13 protein-coding genes are annotated in these 15,781 nt (G+C 64.5%); 6 read left to right on the plus strand and 7 right to left on the minus strand.

The window, feature by feature from the left end; genetic code table 11:
• The first annotated feature begins 47 nt into the window (after positions 1 to 47).
• The 3 genes from POS17_RS28740 to POS17_RS28750 all read left to right on the plus strand — a co-directional run bounded on the left by POS17_RS28740 (position 48) and on the right by POS17_RS28750 (position 2,624).
• On the plus strand, positions 48 to 1,643 hold the full coding sequence (locus POS17_RS28740; RefSeq protein WP_060841561.1) for a GMC family oxidoreductase: 1,596 nt from the start codon (positions 48 to 50) through the stop codon (positions 1,641 to 1,643).
• Positions 1,644 to 1,758: 115 nt separating this feature from the next.
• A complete protein-coding gene (gene coaD / locus POS17_RS28745) occupies positions 1,759 to 2,238 on the plus strand; it encodes a pantetheine-phosphate adenylyltransferase (RefSeq protein ID WP_003176711.1) in 480 nt (159 codons plus the stop codon).
• A 134-nt stretch (positions 2,239 to 2,372) separates the two neighbouring features.
• Positions 2,373 to 2,624 carry a YfhL family 4Fe-4S dicluster ferredoxin gene (locus POS17_RS28750; RefSeq protein WP_007921257.1) on the plus strand — a complete coding sequence of 84 codons (252 nt, stop codon included), beginning with the start codon at positions 2,373 to 2,375 and terminating at the stop codon, positions 2,622 to 2,624.
• 63 nt (positions 2,625 to 2,687) lie between these two features.
• Here POS17_RS28750 and mutM read toward each other — a convergent pair whose 3' ends face one another.
• Complete coding sequence (mutM, locus tag POS17_RS28755; RefSeq protein WP_060841562.1) at positions 2,688 to 3,500, minus strand: bifunctional DNA-formamidopyrimidine glycosylase/DNA-(apurinic or apyrimidinic site) lyase; 813 nt, start codon at positions 3,498 to 3,500, stop codon at positions 2,688 to 2,690.
• Between the two features lie 33 nt (positions 3,501 to 3,533).
• Positions 3,534 to 4,346 carry an HDOD domain-containing protein gene (locus POS17_RS28760; protein ID WP_164990730.1) on the minus strand — a complete coding sequence of 271 codons (813 nt, stop codon included), beginning with the start codon at positions 4,344 to 4,346 and terminating at the stop codon, positions 3,534 to 3,536.
• Between the two features lie 214 nt (positions 4,347 to 4,560).
• On the opposite strand from POS17_RS28760, the gene POS17_RS28765 reads away from it, so the two are divergent.
• Positions 4,561 to 5,757 (plus strand): class I SAM-dependent rRNA methyltransferase, encoded by a 1,197-nt coding sequence (locus tag POS17_RS28765; RefSeq protein ID WP_060841564.1) that lies wholly within the window; start codon positions 4,561 to 4,563, stop codon positions 5,755 to 5,757.
• Positions 5,758 to 5,871: 114 nt separating this feature from the next.
• Positions 5,872 to 7,062: an MFS transporter gene (locus POS17_RS28770; RefSeq protein ID WP_060841565.1), complete on the plus strand. Its 1,191-nt coding sequence runs from the start codon at positions 5,872 to 5,874 to the stop codon at positions 7,060 to 7,062.
• On the opposite strand, the gene POS17_RS28775 is transcribed toward POS17_RS28770, so the two are convergent.
• Positions 7,044 to 7,610: a hypothetical protein gene (locus POS17_RS28775; protein WP_060841566.1), complete on the minus strand. Its 567-nt coding sequence runs from the start codon at positions 7,608 to 7,610 to the stop codon at positions 7,044 to 7,046. The two genes, POS17_RS28770 and POS17_RS28775, sit on opposite strands and share 19 nt — an antisense overlap.
• 312 nt (positions 7,611 to 7,922) lie before the next feature.
• On the opposite strand from POS17_RS28775, the gene ilvD reads away from it, so the two are divergent.
• Positions 7,923 to 9,764: a dihydroxy-acid dehydratase gene (gene ilvD, locus POS17_RS28780; RefSeq protein WP_060841567.1), complete on the plus strand. Its 1,842-nt coding sequence runs from the start codon at positions 7,923 to 7,925 to the stop codon at positions 9,762 to 9,764.
• A gap of 515 nt (positions 9,765 to 10,279) precedes the next feature.
• On the opposite strand, the gene POS17_RS28785 is transcribed toward ilvD, so the two are convergent.
• The 4 genes from POS17_RS28785 to POS17_RS28800 form a co-directional block, all read right to left on the minus strand.
• Positions 10,280 to 11,503, minus strand: a complete 1,224-nt coding sequence (locus POS17_RS28785) for an SGNH/GDSL hydrolase family protein (RefSeq protein WP_060841568.1) — start codon at positions 11,501 to 11,503, stop codon at positions 10,280 to 10,282.
• A gap of 1 nt (position 11,504) precedes the next feature.
• Positions 11,505 to 12,650: an SGNH/GDSL hydrolase family protein gene (locus POS17_RS28790; RefSeq protein WP_060841569.1), complete on the minus strand. Its 1,146-nt coding sequence runs from the start codon at positions 12,648 to 12,650 to the stop codon at positions 11,505 to 11,507.
• Positions 12,637 to 14,037, minus strand: coding sequence for an MBOAT family O-acyltransferase (locus POS17_RS28795; RefSeq protein WP_231978987.1), 1,401 nt, complete (start codon positions 14,035 to 14,037; stop codon positions 12,637 to 12,639). The genes POS17_RS28790 and POS17_RS28795 overlap by 14 nt, the downstream gene beginning before the upstream one ends.
• 471 nt (positions 14,038 to 14,508) lie before the next feature.
• Positions 14,509 to 15,564 (minus strand): hypothetical protein, encoded by a 1,056-nt coding sequence (locus POS17_RS28800; protein WP_060841571.1) that lies wholly within the window; start codon positions 15,562 to 15,564, stop codon positions 14,509 to 14,511.
• Positions 15,565 to 15,781 lie beyond the last annotated feature (217 nt).

Consider the following 15,781-nt stretch of genomic DNA (forward strand, 5'->3'; position numbering starts at 1 on the left):
CTACAGTGGATTCGCGCCGAGCCTTCAATAATAAGAGAGCATCCGATATGCCTGTACCTGATCTGTTCCGCGAAGGCCTGAACCGTGGCTGGAAAACCTACAACGGCGCGCAGCTGGAGCAGGACCTGACCCTGGAAGCCGATGTCGCCATCATCGGCAGCGGCGCCGGTGGCGGCACCACCGCCGAAATCCTCAGCGCCGCCGGCTTCAAGGTGCTGCTGATCGAGGAAGGCCCGCTCAAGACCAGCGACGACTTCAAGATGCTCGAGGACCAGGCCTACACCAGCCTTTATCAGGAAGGCATCGGGCGCATGAGCAAGGACGGCGCCATCACCATCCTCCAGGGCCGGGCCGTGGGCGGCACCACCCTGATCAACTGGACATCGAGCTTTCGCACCCCGGACCCGACCCTGGAACACTGGGCCCGGGAGCACGGGGTGGTGGGCCACAGCTCGGCCGAGATGGCGCCCTGGTTCGAAAAGATGGAACAGCGCCTGGGTGTCGCGCCCTGGGTCATGCCGCCCAACGCCAACAACGACGTGATCCGCAAGGGCTGCGAAGCCCTGGGCTACAGCTGGCACGTGATTCCGCGCAACGTGCGTGGCTGCTGGAACCTGGGCTATTGCGGCCTGGGCTGCCCGACCAACGCCAAGCAGTCGATGCTGGTGACCACCATTCCGGCGACCCTGGAGAAAGGCGGCGAACTGCTGTACCTGGCCCGGGCCGAGCGCCTGTTGATCAAGGATGACAAGGTCAGCGGCCTGCAATGCCAGGCCATGGACGCCCGCTGCGTCGCCCCCACCGGGCGCACCATCACGGTCAAGGCCAGGCACTACGTGCTGGCCGGCGGCGGCATCAACAGCCCGGCCCTGCTGTTGCGCTCCGATGCCCCGGACCCGCATTCGCGGCTGGGCAAGCGCACCTTCCTGCACCTGGTGAACTTCTCCGCCGGGCAGTTCGACGAGGTGATCAACCCGTTCTACGGCGCGCCGCAATCGATCTATTCCGACCATTTCCAGTGGCAGGACGGCACCACCGGCAAGATGTCCTACAAACTTGAAGTGCCGCCCCTGCAACCGGCCCTGGCCAGCACCCTGCTGGGCGGTTTCGGGCCGCAGAGCGGGCTGTCCATGGAGCAACTGCCCCACACCCACGCCATGCTGGCCCTGCTGCGGGACGGCTTCCACCCCGACAGCACCGGCGGCAACGTCGAGCTGCGCGGCGATGGCACCCCGGTGCTCGACTATCAGGTTTCACCCTACGCCTGGGATGGCCTGCGCCGGGCCTTCCACAGCATGGCGGAGATCCAGTTCGCCGGTGGCGCCAAGGCGGTCAAGCCGCTGCACAGCGATGCCCGCTTCGCCAAGACCCTGGGCGAAGTGCGTGCGCAGATCGACGGCCTGGACCTGGCCCTGTACCGCACCCGCCTGGGCAGCGCCCACGTGATGGGCGGCTGCGCCATGGGCGAAGACCCGAAAATCGCCGTGGCCGACAGCCTCGGGCGCCACCATCAACTGCACAACCTGTCGATCCACGACGGCTCGCTGTTCCCCACCAGCATCGGCGCCAACCCGCAGCTGTCGGTGTACGGCCTGACGGCGCAACTGGCCACGGCCCTGGCCCAGCGCTTGAAAACGGCGTGAAACAGCCGGGAAATTTCGGCGTCCATCGGGCTTTCTTCTCTAAAAGGCGACTTGGCCGACCGGGAAGGCTGCGATACCATCCGACTCCCCAACGGATTCCCGCCAGGACGACGCGATGAACCGAGTGTTGTACCCAGGTACCTTCGACCCTATTACCAAGGGCCACGGCGATCTGGTCGAGCGCGCCTCGCGGCTGTTCGACCACGTGATCATCGCCGTTGCCGCCAGCCCCAAGAAAAACCCGCTGTTCCCCCTGGAGCAGCGCGTGGAACTGGCGCGCGAGGTGACCAAGCACCTGCCCAACGTTGAGGTCGTCGGCTTCTCCACGTTGCTGGCGCATTTCGCCAAGGAGCAGAACGCCAATGTCTTCCTGCGCGGCCTGCGGGCGGTTTCGGACTTCGAATACGAGTTCCAGCTGGCCAACATGAACCGCCAACTGGCGCCGGACGTGGAAAGCCTGTTCCTCACTCCGTCGGAACGCTACTCGTTCATTTCCTCGACGCTGGTGCGGGAAATCGCCGCCCTGGGTGGCGATATCACCAAGTTCGTCCACCCCGCCGTCGCCGACGCGCTGACCCTGCGCTTCAAGAAGTAAGCCCCTTGGCCCCGCTGCGGGGCCATTGCCAGACGCCAGCCATCACGCCCGCGTGCACTGCGGGCGTCAATACGGCACAATTGCGCGCATTCGTTTTTACATGCCCGGGCCTGCCGCCCAGGCCGGAGTCCCCCATGTCCCTGATCATCACCGACGATTGCATCAACTGCGACGTCTGCGAACCCGAGTGCCCCAACGCGGCGATCTCCCAAGGCGAAGAGATCTACGTCATCGATCCGAACCTGTGTACCCAGTGCGTCGGCCACTACGACGAGCCGCAGTGCCAGCAAGTGTGCCCGGTGGATTGCATTCCGCTGGACGAAGCGCACCCGGAAACCGAAGAAGAGTTGATGGCCAAGTACCGGAAGATCACCGGCAAGGCTTGAGTGATGGAAACTCGTTTCGGCTCCCACAACCCCTTGTAGGAGCCGGCAGGCCGGCCAGGCGCCTCAGCTCTGGCAACGCGGGCAATAGACGCTGGCCCGCTGGCCGAGCTTGATTTCCCGCAGCCCCGTGCCGCAAACCTTGCAGTGCTCCCCGCCACGCCCGTAGACGAACAGCTCCTGCTGGAAGTACCCCGGCTGGCCGTCACCGCCGATAAAGTCGCGCAAGGTGGTGCCGCCACGCTCGATGGCCGCCGCCAGGATGCGCTTGATCTCGATCGCCAGTTGCAGATAGCGACCGCGGGAAATGCCCTTGGCTTCACGACGCGGATCGATGCCCGCGGCGAACAGCGCCTCGGTCGCATAGATGTTGCCCACCCCGACCACCACCGCGTTGTCCATGATGAACGGCTTGACCGCCATGGAGCGGCCCCGGGACAGCTGGAACAGGCGCTCGCCGTCGAACAGATCGGTCAGCGGCTCCGGCCCCAGGCGCGCCAGCAGCTCGTGGTTCAGCGGGTCCAGGCTCCAGAGCATGGCGCCAAACCGGCGCGGGTCGGTGTAGCGCAGGGCCAGGCCCGACTCCAGTTCGATATCCACATGTTCATGCTTGGCCGCCGGCTGGCCGATCTCCACCAGACGCAGATTGCCCGACATGCCCAGATGACTGATGAGGGTGCCGACTTCGGCATTGATCAGCAGGTACTTGGCCCGACGATCCACCTGGACGATGCGCTGCCCGGACAGGCGCACGTCCAGATCCTCGGGAATCGGCCAGCGCAAACGTCGCTCACGAACAATCACCCGGCTGACCTTCTGGCCTTCCAGGTGCGGCGCGATCCCGCGCCGGGTGGTTTCGACTTCCGGTAATTCAGGCATCTTCGACTCAGGCACTCATTGCGATATGAACAGTCAGTGTGCGCCCAGCTCGCGCACGGTTTCCTTGAGGTTCTCGAAGTCGTAGTCCGACAGACCGACGTAATCGAGAATCAGGTGGCCGATGCTGTTCCACTCGAAATCCTGGGTCTGGTTGCCCAGCACCCGGTAGGAGGCGCAGATGTGCTCGGCCATCTTCAGGATCGCCAGCAGGTTCTTCAGCTGGCTGTTGCGCGACGACTCGTCGCTGAAGATCGCCAGGGCATTGTGGTGATTGGCGATGGCGTTGGTCACGTGTTCCGGCAGGCGCCAGGACTTGGCGGTGTAGTAGCCGACCACCGCGTGATTGGTGTTGAAGGCACGGTTTTCCGTGTCCACCACCCGCCGCTCGGGTCCGGCACTGCCGTAGGCCTCTTCCAGCACCGCCATGTAGTCGGGGAAGCGCTTGAGCATCAGCGGCACGCCGCAGTCATGGAACAGGCCCAGGGCGTAGGCTTCGTCCACCGCTTGCGAGCCGGTGCGCTTGGCCAGGGTCAGGCAGGTCATGGCCACATCCTGGGCGGTGTCCCAGAAGCGGTTGAGGGTGACGATGGTTTCATCGCTCATCTCGCCCTTGATCGACTGCGCATTGATCAGGTTGATGATCGAGCGGCTGCCCAGGAGGTTCACCGCCCGCTGGATCGAAGCAATCTTGTTGCTCAGCCCGTAATACGGCGAATTGACGATCTTCAGCAACGCCCCAGACAGGCCCGGGTCCTGGGAGATCAGCTTGGCGATCACCTCCAGATCGGGATCGGGCATGTACTGCTCCATCTGCAAATCCACCATGATTTGCGGCTGAGGCGGCACGCTGATGCCTTGCAGGGCCTGCTGAATCTGTTCGGCTGATAGCTCTTGGGACATAAGTACACACTCTGGCTGAGGCGGCGATTCTAACCCCTAACGGGCCAATGTTGGGCGAACGGACAGGAACTTTACCCTGCGCCTTTAGCCGCAGGTCCATTGGCCGTCGCTGAAGTTGCGCAGCAAGGTATAATCGCGCCCTTTTTTCCGGAGCGACGTCATGTCCCTGCCAAGCCTGCGCCTCAAAGCCAACGCCGATCGCCGCCTGCGCGCCGGCCACCTGTGGGTCTACAGCAACGAAATCGATGTAGCCGCCACCCCACTGCACGGCTTCAAGGCAGGCGACCAGGCGCTGCTGGAAGCCGCCGGCGGCAAGCCTCTGGGGGTCGTGGCCATGAGCCCGAACAACCTGATCTGCGCTCGCCTGCTGTCGCGCGATGCCAAGCTGGCCCTGGACAAGTCGCTGCTGGTGCATCGCCTGAACGTGGCCCTGTCCCTGCGCGAGCGCCTGTTCGACAAGCCGTTCTACCGCCTGGTCTACGGCGACTCCGACCTGCTGCCGGGCCTGGTGGTGGATCGGTTCGGCGACATCCTGGTGGTCCAGCTGGCCTCGGCCACCATGGAACAGCACAAGGACGACGTGATCGCCGCCCTGGTCCAGGTGCTCAAGCCCAGCGGCATCCTGTTCAAGAACGACTCCGCCGCCCGTGACGCCGAAGGCCTGGGCCGCTACGTCGAAACCGTGTTCGGCCTGGTGCCGGAGTGGGTCGCCCTGGAAGAGAACGGCGTGAAGTTCGAAGCCCCGGTGATGGAAGGCCAGAAGACCGGCTGGTTCTACGACCACCGGATGAACCGCGCGCGCCTGGCGCCTTACGCCAAGGGCAAGCGGGTGCTGGACCTGTTCAGCTACATCGGCGGCTGGGGCGTGCAGGCCGGTGTGTTCGGCGCCAGCGAAGTGTTCTGCGTCGATGCCTCGGGCTTTGCCCTCGATGGCGTGGAACGCAACGCCGCGCTCAATGGCATTGCCGAGAAGGTCACCTGTGTCGAAGGCGACGTGTTCGAAGCCCTGAAAGAGCTGAAGGCCGCCGAAGAACGCTTTGACGTGATCGTGGCCGACCCGCCCGCCTTCATCAAACGCAAGAAAGACCTGAAGAACGGCGAAGGCGCCTACCGCCGCCTCAACGAACAGGCCATGCGCCTCCTGAGCAAGGACGGCATCCTGGTCAGCGCTTCGTGCTCGATGCACCTGCCCGAGGACGATCTGCAGAACATCCTCCTGACCAGCGCCCGCCACCTGGACCGCAATATCCAGCTGCTGGAACGCGGCGGCCAGGGTCCGGATCACCCGGTGCACCCGGCCATCCCGGAAACCCGCTACATCAAGAGCATCACCTGCCGCCTGCTGCCCAACAGCTGAGCCCCGGCCGACGGCCATTCCCGCCCGACGCGGGATTGGCCAGCGCCAGCGATTGACTTTGCGCGGCCACGACTCGATTCTCGGCACCTTCTCAAGGACCGAGAGCGCGGCACCATGGACCACTCCCCCGCCACCCCGAAAAACACCGCGGCCGTCATTCTGCTGCTGACCATGACCCTGCTCGGGGTCTTCCCGCTGGACGTCATCCTCCCCTCCTTTCCCGCCCTGGCCGAACGCTTCAATACCTCCAGCGCCGATATCGCGCTGTCCGTCAGCCTGTTCGCCATTGGCTTGTCGTTTTCCCTGATGGTGATCGGGCCGCTATCAGACTCCCTGGGGCGCAAGAAGCTGCTACTGGCAGGCATGGCCGTGGCCATCGCCGGGGCGCTGGGCTGCATGGCCGCCACCGAGTACCCATGGTTCCTGCTGTTTCGCGTGGTCCAGGCCGTGGGGTGTGGCTGCTTCGTGCTGTCCCAGGCGCTGGTACAGGACCTGTTCGTCGGCCGGCAGCAGGAGCGCCTGCGCATCGCCCTGGTCACCGCCAGCGGCATCTTCATTTCCCTGTCCCCGCTGCTGGGCACCTGGTTGCAGGCGAACCTGGGCTGGCAGGGCAGCTTCGGTGTGTTCGTCGGCCTCGGCCTGCTGGTCATCCTCAAGGCCTGGGTCCTGCTGGAGAACAGGCCAGGCACGGCGCCAGGCCAGAGGCATATCCTCGCGGCCTACCGGCTGGTGTTTGCCGACCTGTCGTTTGTCGGCTACTGGCTGATCTCGGCGCTGGCCTTCGCCTGCCACTTTTCGTTCATCGTCATTTCCCCGCTCATTTTCATGGAGCAGTTGCAGCTCACGCCCTACCAGTACTCCCTGGCGCTGCTGTTGTATGGGGCGGCCTATGTGCTGGGCGGGGCCGGCGCCGGGGTGATGAACCGCTACCTGCAGGCCAGCACCCAGATCGTCACCGGCCTGGGGCTGATCGCCCTATCCGGCCTGCTGATGCTGCTGTTGCAGCCGTTCGAGCTGTCCGTCGCCACGGTCCTGGTGCCGATGATCGTCTGCACCGCCGGCACCACCATCACCCGCCCGGTGGCGACCTCGCGGGCCATGGGCATCTTTGCGCACAACGCCGGAACCTCGGCGTCGGCGGGCAACATGCTCGTCTTTATCGCTGGTGGCCTGATCAGCGGGTTCATCAGCCTGAGCGCCAGCAATCTGGTGATGGCGCTCGGGCTGTGCTTCCTGGGGCTGAGTGCCATCGCCCTGGGCCTGAACAGCCTGATCAATCGCCGCTATCAGGGCGCTTGCGTCTGAAGATCGCGCAAGCGGCACAAGTCCCTGAGGTAGAGGACAAAGGAGAATGCCAGGGGTGGCCCGGTGAAGTAGCGCAGGGACAGGAACCCGCTCTTGAAGGGATCCAGATGCCACTCGTGGGTCCAGAAATCGAACAGCGCCTGGACCAGCCATGACGCTGACAGGGCCACCAGCATCCAGCTGCCGTCCCCCAGCAGCCGCCGTTCGAAGCCCTCGCGGCCCGGCAGCCCGGTGGCGCTGAGCAGCGTCATCAGCAGCAGGAGCGCCACCACGCTGTAGATCACCCCACGCGTGAAGGGCAACTCACTGCTGGCCTGGACCACCACCGCCGCGGCGAAGGCCAGCAGCAGCGCGGCCTTCCAGGTGCGCCACTGGCGCCGCTGCCCGGCCAGCAGCTGCACGAAGCCGCCGCCCGTGAGCAGGGCCGCGCCCACCACGGCCATGGTGCTGCCGGGCCAGTCGCTATGGAGCACCAGCCACATCAGCAACAGCCCCTGCAGCAGGCCGATGCCCAGGTAGAACCTCAAGGATCGCATGTTCGCGGACATTCCAGCTCCATTGGATGATGTTCGAGGGGCGGCGAGTCTAAACCAGGAACCACCGTGCTGGCAGCGCTCAGTGATATCCAGGCAATCGCACGCCGCAGAGCGGCCACGGCATTCCTTCCTGACGCCAGCGGTGTAGAATCGGCGAATTCATCGCCAGTCATCCCCCGGCGGGTTTATGAGCTCAGGCTGAGGCGCGCGGCGATCCCGCGACGTCATCGGCAGCTTTCGGACACACGGCCATTTCTGAGTGTTCCCAAGGTCAATAGAAGCTCACTCCCCATTTGTTCCCTGATTAGCCGCCCGGAGTGCTCCATGCCTGATTACCGCTCGAAAACATCCACCCACGGCCGCAACATGGCCGGCGCCCGCGCCCTGTGGCGCGCCACGGGGATGAAAGATGCCGACTTCAAGAAGCCGATCATCGCCATTGCCAACTCCTTCACCCAGTTCGTCCCGGGGCACGTGCACCTGAAGGACCTGGGTCAGCTGGTGGCCCGCGAGATCGAACGCGCCGGTGGCGTGGCCAAGGAATTCAACACCATCGCCGTGGACGACGGCATCGCCATGGGCCACGACGGCATGCTGTATTCCCTGCCGAGCCGCGAGATCATCGCCGACTCCGTGGAGTACATGGTCAACGCCCACTGCGCCGACGCCATCGTCTGCATCTCCAACTGCGACAAGATCACCCCCGGCATGCTGATGGCCGCCCTGCGCCTGAACATCCCGGTGATCTTCGTTTCCGGCGGTCCGATGGAAGCCGGCAAGACCAAGCTGGCCAGCCACGGCCTGGACCTGGTGGACGCCATGGTCATCGCCGCCGACTCCAGCGCTTCTGACGAGAAGGTTGCCGAGTACGAGCGCAGCGCCTGCCCGACCTGCGGTTCGTGCTCCGGCATGTTCACCGCCAACTCCATGAACTGCCTGACCGAAGCCCTGGGGCTGGCCCTGCCGGGCAACGGTTCGACCCTGGCCACCCACAGCGACCGCGAAGAGCTGTTCCTGCGGGCCGGGCGCACCATCGTCGAGCTGTGCCAGCGCTACTACGGCGACAACGACGAGTCGGTCCTGCCGCGCAACATCGCCAACTTCAAGGCGTTCGAGAACGCCATGACCCTGGACATCGCCATGGGCGGTTCCACCAACACCATCCTCCACCTCCTGGCCGCCGCCCAGGAAGCCGAGATCGACTTCGACCTGCGGGACATCGACCGCCTGTCGCGGAATGTGCCGCAGCTGTGCAAGGTGGCGCCGAACATCCAGAAGTACCACATGGAAGACGTGCACCGCGCCGGCGGCATCTTCAGCATCCTCGGCGAGCTGGCCCGTGGCGGCCTGCTGCACACCGACCTGCCCACCGTGCACAGCAAGACCCTGGCCGAAGGCATCGCCCGCTGGGACATCACCCAGACCAGCGACGAAGCCGTGCACCACTTCTTCAAGGCCGGCCCGGCGGGCATCCCGACCCAGACCGCGTTCAGCCAGTCGACCCGTTGGGACAGCCTCGACGACGACCGTGAGAACGGCTGCATCCGCAGCGTCGAGCACGCCTACTCCAAGGAAGGCGGCCTGGCCGTGCTCTACGGCAACATCGCCCTGGACGGCTGCGTGGTGAAGACCGCCGGCGTCGATGAGTCGATCCACGTCTTCGAAGGCAACGCCAAGATCTTCGAAAGCCAGGACAGCGCCGTGCGCGGCATCCTCGCCGACGAAGTGAAGGAAGGCGACATCGTGATCATCCGCTACGAAGGTCCGAAAGGCGGCCCGGGCATGCAGGAAATGCTCTACCCGACCTCCTACCTGAAGTCCAAGGGCCTGGGCAAAGCCTGCGCCCTGCTCACCGACGGCCGCTTCTCCGGCGGCACCTCGGGCCTGTCCATCGGCCACGCCTCGCCTGAAGCGGCGGCCGGCGGCGCCATCGGCCTGGTGCAGGACGGCGACAAAGTGCTGATCGACATCCCCAACCGCTCGATCAACCTGCTGGTCAGCGACGAGGAGCTGGCGGCGCGCCGCGTCGAACAGGACAAGAAAGGCTGGAAGCCGGTGGAAGCGCGTCCACGCAAAGTGACCACCGCCCTGAAAGCCTACGCCCTGCTGGCCACCAGCGCCGACAAGGGCGCGGTACGCAACAAGGCCATGCTCGACGGCCTGTGATCGCATCGCCCTGAAATGAAAATGCCCCGCCAAGTGCGGGGCATTTTTTTCACCTTGCATCGCCCTTGCGGACGCCTTCGCTGGCTAGCCAGCTCCTACAGCAGCATTCAGGGTGCTACCGCCGCCACCGTAGGAGCCGGCTTGCCGGCGAATGGGCCTTTGAACCTTGCATCGCCCTCGCGAGCGCCTTCGCTGGTAAGCCAGCTCCTACAGCAGCATTCGGGGTGCTGGCGCCGCCACCGTAGGAGCCGGCTTGCCGGCGAATGGGCCTTTGAACCTCGCATCGCCCTTGCGGGCGCCTTCGCTGGCAAGCCAGCTCCTACAGCAGCATTCAGGGTGCTGGCGCCGCCACCGTAGGAGCCGGCTTGCCGGCGAATGGGCCTTTAAACCTCGCATCGCCCTCGCGAGCGCCTTCGCTGGCAAGCCAGCTCCTACAGCAGCATTCGGGGTGCTGGCGCCGCCACCGTAGGAGCCGGGGTGGTGTTGGCGCCAGCATAGGAGCCGGTTCCGGGTTCTCAGGGCATGCGTTCGCCCAACTGCCCGCGCAGGAAACGGTACAGGCCGTCGGCGCTCTTGCGATAACCGTCGGCGGTCAGGTGCACCAGGTCGTTGCGCGCCAGGTCGCTGCCCTGCCATTTGCTGATGGAGCAGTCGCCGCCCATGAACGCCTGCCAGTCCCAGAACAGGGTGCGGCTGGTCTTGGCCACGTCCTTCTGGATCTGCACGATCTGCCGCAGCGGTTGCGGCTGGGAAGCCGCGCAACTGCCGGCATTGCGGCGTTTGATGGAGTCCGGCGGCCCCACCAGCAGGATCACGCTCTTGGGCAGGTTCTTGCGCAGCAGCGCGACCTTTTCCTGCAACTGGCTGCGATAGAGCTGCAGGTCCAGATCGTCATCAAAGGCTTCGTTGGTGCCGTAGGCCAGCACCACCATGTCCGGGCGCAGGGCCTTGAGGGTTTCCAGCCAGCCGGGCTGCCACTTGTCCAGCACGTCCAGACGCGCGCCATTGATGCCCAGGGAGGAATAGATCACCCCGGCGCTCTTCTGCCCGAGGATGTTCCAGCCGCCCAGGGCCAGGCCCTGGTTGTTGGCCACGTTCAGGTCCAGGGGCAGGGTCAGGTTGTTGAACGGCGGACTGAAGCGCCACTGTCCACCAGTGGCGGCCAGCATGCGGCTGCTTTTGTTGAGGTTGTCCCGGGCGGTCAGGGTGTTGTTGCTGGACGCCTGGTACAGCGCGGAAATCCGGTACTGCTGGTTGCTCGGCTGGCGCTCGGCGATATGCACCCGGGCTCCCGGGGTCATCGGCAGCGACAGGTAGCCCCCCAGAGGAAACTGGTTGCTTTGCTGGTTGCGCGCCGACACCAGGGACCACTGGCGCTTGGCCGCTCCCAGGATCACTCGCTCATAGCGGGTGCCGGGCACCGGCGTGGCCGCCACGAAACCGATGCCGCCATCGCCGTACTGCGCTTGCAGCAGGCGACGCATCTCGCCGCTGAACAGGTCGGCGGCGGTATGGGAGTCACCCAGTTGCACTATGTTGATGGGGGTGCGGTTGGAGGTACTGAACTTGCGCGCCAGCAGTGCCAGGTTCGGGTCGGTGCCGGTGGTCACGACTTTCTTGGTTCCGCTCCCGGACCGGGCCAGGGCCGAGGCCGGAGTGGCCTGGACCTCGGTGGTCGGGCTGCAACTGCTCAGCAAGGTGATGCCCAGCAACAGCGCAATGCCTTGCAGTCGCCCCATATCAGTGCTCCGTCAATTGTTGGCTGGGAAAGCTGATCAGCGAGATCACACGCTCAGCGATCAGCTTCTGCCCAGTGGTGGTGAAATGGATGCCGTCATCGACCCGGGTCTTGACCTTCTTGCCGTCGCCGGTGGTGCGGTAATAGGAAAACTCGTCGTTCTGGTAGCCGAGAATCTCGTTGGCCGAGACGAAATGCTGCTGATAGCGCTCGATCTGGCTCTTGTACAGGTCGCTCAGGTAAGCCATGGCCGTAGACAGCTTGGGCTTCTCCATGTTCGGCGGGCCGACCCAGATCACTTGCACATTGTGGGCCTGGGCGGTGTCGAGGATCGAATCGATGCGCTGGCGATAGGCTTCTTCCCAGTCCGGGGTCTTGAAGCGCAGGAACGGTTTGCCCTTGGCCACCGGCATGTCCCACGGGTCGTTGGGGCCGAGGAAGATCACCATCAGACGGATGTTCGGGTTGCTGGCCAGGGTGCTCTCAACGGTCTTGGGCCAGTTGAAGAAACTGGGATAGGCCAGCCCCGTGCTCTGTTTGCTGAGGTTCAGGCTCTTGACGTTGTAGCGCTTGCGCAGGGTATTGGCCATGTGCGGCGCCACGCCCTGCATCAGCGAGTCACCGACAAAGAACACCTCGTCGCCAGTGGCCAGGCTGGCCATCAGCGGCGCCACTCCTGCCTGCTGGACCTTGGGCCCATGGTTGAGCGCCGGAGCCACGGCCACCGGCTGCGGGGCGACCGGGGCCGGGCCCTGGGGAGCCGCATGAGCTGGGGTTGCATGGGCGGCGCTCAGCGGCGGATGCTCCGGCACCGGCGCGGCGGCGACCTTCGGCAACGGCTCCGGCTCGTCGTCTGCCGCCGCTTCGGCCTGGGCCACCAGCGTCAGGTCGGCCGTGGCGGCAAAGGTGCCGACAAAGGCCACCCGGGCATTCTCCAGCGCCTGGTTGAGCTGGGCGCCAAAGCGCCACTGCGGGTTCTGCGACAGCCCCGGGATCTCGCAGTCATCGTGGTACTTCTGCTGGCAGTAGAGGCGGATCGACTGCTGGTTGAACCACACCAGCAACAGGCTGGTCACCACCAGCGCATAGAACACCTTGGCTGCGCTGCCGAGGCTGACCGACAAGGGCGAACGGTTAGAAGCTGGCATAAATGAACCCCGGCACGCCCGACGGTGAGGCGAAGATGACCACGCAGATGAACAGCCCCAACGGCACTGGGTAGAACAGCCACGGCAAGCTTGTGGCGGCCGTGAACAGGCGCTGCAGCAGCGCCACGATCCGTGGGTAGAACGCAACGAACAGCAGGCAGCCCAACAGGCTCAGGGCGCTGCCGGCCAAGCCGCTGAAGGACAGGCCGCCCAGGCCGCTGAGCATGTCCATGGCATCGGACAAGGTCGCACAGCGGAAGAAGATCCAGGCCAGTGCCACGTAGTGAAAGGTCAGCAGGCGGGCCGCCAGGTCCGAACCGATCCAGCTCGGCCCCCGGGCCAGCAGCGGGCTGCAGAACTTGTACAGCGCCAGGCCCACGCCATGCAGCGCGCCCCAGATGATGAAGTTGGCGCTGGCGCCGTGCCACAAGCCGGAAATCAGCATGGCCAGCAGCATGTTCAGGTTGCCGCGCCACACCGGGCCCCGGTTGCCCCCCAGCGGGATGTACACGTAATCACGGATAAAGGTCGACAGGCTGATGTGCCAGCGGCCCCAGAACTCCTTGAGATTGCGCGCCGCATAGGGGTAGTTGAAGTTCAGCGGCAGACGGAAGCCCAGCAACAGGGCGATGCCGGTCACCAGATCGGTGTAGCCGCTGAAGTTGAAGTAGATCAGGAACGAATAGCCGTAGACCGCCCGCAGGATCTGCTCGGCCGAGAAGGCCACCGGGCTGTCGAACACCGGGTCGACCCACTCGTTGGCCAGCCACGAACTGAGGAAGAACAGCTTGACCACCGCCACCGCGATCAGGCCCAGGGCCCGTTGCGGCTCCAGCACCTGGCGCAGTTGCGGCGGGTTGATCTGTTCCAGCATCGGGATCGCCCGGTTCACGGGGCCGGCAATCAGGCTGGGGAAAAACGCCAGGTACAGCGCCAGGTCGAAGGGCGAGCCCGGGGTCAGCTCACGGCGATTGATCGATACCAGATAGCTGACCGAGTGGAAGGCATAGAACGACAGCCCCACCGGCAGCAGCACCTCCAGCAGCGGCAGCGACACCTCCACGCCAAACTGGGCGAAGGCGTTCTGCACCGTGCTGGTGAAGAAGTCCTGGTACTTGAACAGGTAGAAAGCCCCCAGCACCAGCAACAGCATCAGGCCATTGACCCAGCCCCTGCCGGGGTAACGCTGGCTCAACAGGCCGAGCAGGTACACCAGGGCCGTGTAGCCCAGCAGGATATAGAGGAAGTTCAGGCTGAAGCTGGCGAGGATCGCGTAGCTGGCGGCCAGCAGCAGGCCGTTCTGCAGACGCAGGCTGAAGCCCAGGCTCCAATAGACGATGAAGAACAGGATGAAGCAGAGGCCGAATTCGATCGAGAGATAGCTCACAACGTAGTCCATTACGTGCAATCGGGGACAAACCCGGCACAAGGGAGAGCAGGCGGGGGGACAGGAAACGGGCGCGATTATGGCAGAGGGGGTTTGGCAGTCACAAGTTGAAACATTCGCCGCCCATGGCGCTAACGGCCTGTCATAGGAGCTGGCTTGCCAGCGAAGGCGCCCACAAGGGCGATGCCTGATCCAAGGACCTCTTCGCCGGCAAGCCGGCTCCTACGGATGAAAGCGGCTTGGCGGATCGGTTTACCGTAGGAGCTGGCTTGCCAGCGAAAACGCCCACAAGGGCGACGCCAGATCCAAGGACCTCTTCGCCGGCAAGCCGGCTCCTACGGATGAAAGCGGCTTGGCGGATCGGTTTACCGTAGGAGCTGGCTTGCCAGCGAAAGCGTCCGCGAGGGCGACGCCAGACCCAAAGGCCTGTTCGCCGGCAAGCCAGCTCCTGCAACGGTGGGGAGGCCGGGGTTACTGGATGTCTTCGGGCTTGACGATCACCCAGTTCTTGTCGGCGGTCACCGGCAAGCCTTCCTTGGCCTGGGCCGCGGCATGCTTGGCCATCATGCCGTTGAGTTGGGTCATGTACTTGTCCTTGCGGTTGATCCACAGGTGGATGCCGCCCTTGGCCACGTCCACGCCATGAAACAGCATGTAGCCGTCGCTGGTCGGGGTGTCGCCGCCCACCAGTACCGGTTTCTTCCACTCGTCGATGTAGGTCAGGATCGCCGCGTGCTTGCCCGCCATCCAGGTGGCCGGGGTCCACAGGTACGACGTCAGCTCCAGGCCAAGGTTGGCCTGCTCGTCATACTTGCCGTCGGTGATCTGCTTGCGCGCGGTGGTCAGGGCGCCGGTCTTGCGGTCCTTGAGCAGAGTGGTCACGCCAATCACGTTCTGCGGCTTGACGTTGTAGCCGTACTTGGGATCGGCGGCGACCATGCGCACCAGTTCTTCGGAGGCGGCGGTCATCACATAGACCTCGATGCCGTTCTCCATCAGCTTGTTGTACAGCTCGGCCTGGCCGGTGAAGACCTTGGGCGGGTTGACCTCGATGGTCTTGACCACGTCACCGTCGTAATAGGTGCTGGGCACCGGCTTGCCGGAGGCCATCAGCTCATCGACGTAGCCCTTTAGCTCCTTGAGGGTGAAGCCGGAGAACACCTGCGCCACCCAGGGGTAGCAGACCATGTCGTCGATTTCACACAGGCGGTAGTAGTAGCTGAACAGGCTTTCCTTGTGCTCGGCGGTGTCCTTGAACGGGATCAGCTTGAGCGACGGGTCGAGCGTGTCGCGGGTGATCAGCCCCTTGTTTTCCATGAAGGGCAGCAGGGACTCCTCCAGGTCGTAGCGGTAGCTGGTGTTGTCCATGTCGAACACCGCGAAGTTGCCCTTGTGGGCGTTGGCCGCGATCATCGCGTCCAGCTGCTTGGCCTGTTCGGCGGGCCAATGCTTCAACTCGGTGGCCAGGGCCTGGCCGGCGAGGCCCAGGCAGAGTGCGACTGCGAGCAATTTCGGAGCAAGTTTCATCGACGGTTTTCTCCCTGAGTGAAAGCCTTCGACGCTAACAAATCCCTGTGACAGTTCTCGTCTCCACGCGACCGCTTGCGTCCCGAGAGCGCCAGCCACATGCGCCTGAGCGTCAGCGGCTTATTCCAAAAACGACAGTTGCCATGCGATATCGTTATTAATTCTTTAGATTTCAAGCTGTTAGGCTTTCCGGTTCGCAATCGCCCCGAGCCGCGAT

This window comes from Pseudomonas sp. Os17, assembly GCF_001547895.1.
GTDB lineage: Bacteria > Pseudomonadota > Gammaproteobacteria > Pseudomonadales > Pseudomonadaceae > Aquipseudomonas.

Bases quoted from the DNA above. Each gene is read 5' to 3' on its own strand.
- POS17_RS28740 (WP_060841561.1), top strand. From the start codon at position 48: ATGCCTGTACCTGATCTGTTCCGCGAAGGCCTGAACCGTGGCTGGAAA.
- coaD (WP_003176711.1), top strand. From the start codon at position 1,759: ATGAACCGAGTGTTGTACCCAGGTACCTTCGACCCTATTACCAAGGGC.
- POS17_RS28750 (WP_007921257.1), top strand. From the start codon at position 2,373: ATGTCCCTGATCATCACCGACGATTGCATCAACTGCGACGTCTGCGAA.
- mutM (WP_060841562.1), bottom strand. From the start codon at position 3,500: ATGCCTGAATTACCGGAAGTCGAAACCACCCGGCGCGGGATCGCGCCG.
- POS17_RS28765 (WP_060841564.1), top strand. From the start codon at position 4,561: ATGTCCCTGCCAAGCCTGCGCCTCAAAGCCAACGCCGATCGCCGCCTG.
- POS17_RS28770 (WP_060841565.1), top strand. From the start codon at position 5,872: ATGGACCACTCCCCCGCCACCCCGAAAAACACCGCGGCCGTCATTCTG.
- POS17_RS28775 (WP_060841566.1), bottom strand. From the start codon at position 7,610: ATGTCCGCGAACATGCGATCCTTGAGGTTCTACCTGGGCATCGGCCTG.
- ilvD (WP_060841567.1), top strand. From the start codon at position 7,923: ATGCCTGATTACCGCTCGAAAACATCCACCCACGGCCGCAACATGGCC.
- POS17_RS28785 (WP_060841568.1), bottom strand. From the start codon at position 11,503: ATGGGGCGACTGCAAGGCATTGCGCTGTTGCTGGGCATCACCTTGCTG.
- POS17_RS28790 (WP_060841569.1), bottom strand. From the start codon at position 12,650: ATGCCAGCTTCTAACCGTTCGCCCTTGTCGGTCAGCCTCGGCAGCGCA.
- POS17_RS28800 (WP_060841571.1), bottom strand. From the start codon at position 15,564: ATGAAACTTGCTCCGAAATTGCTCGCAGTCGCACTCTGCCTGGGCCTC.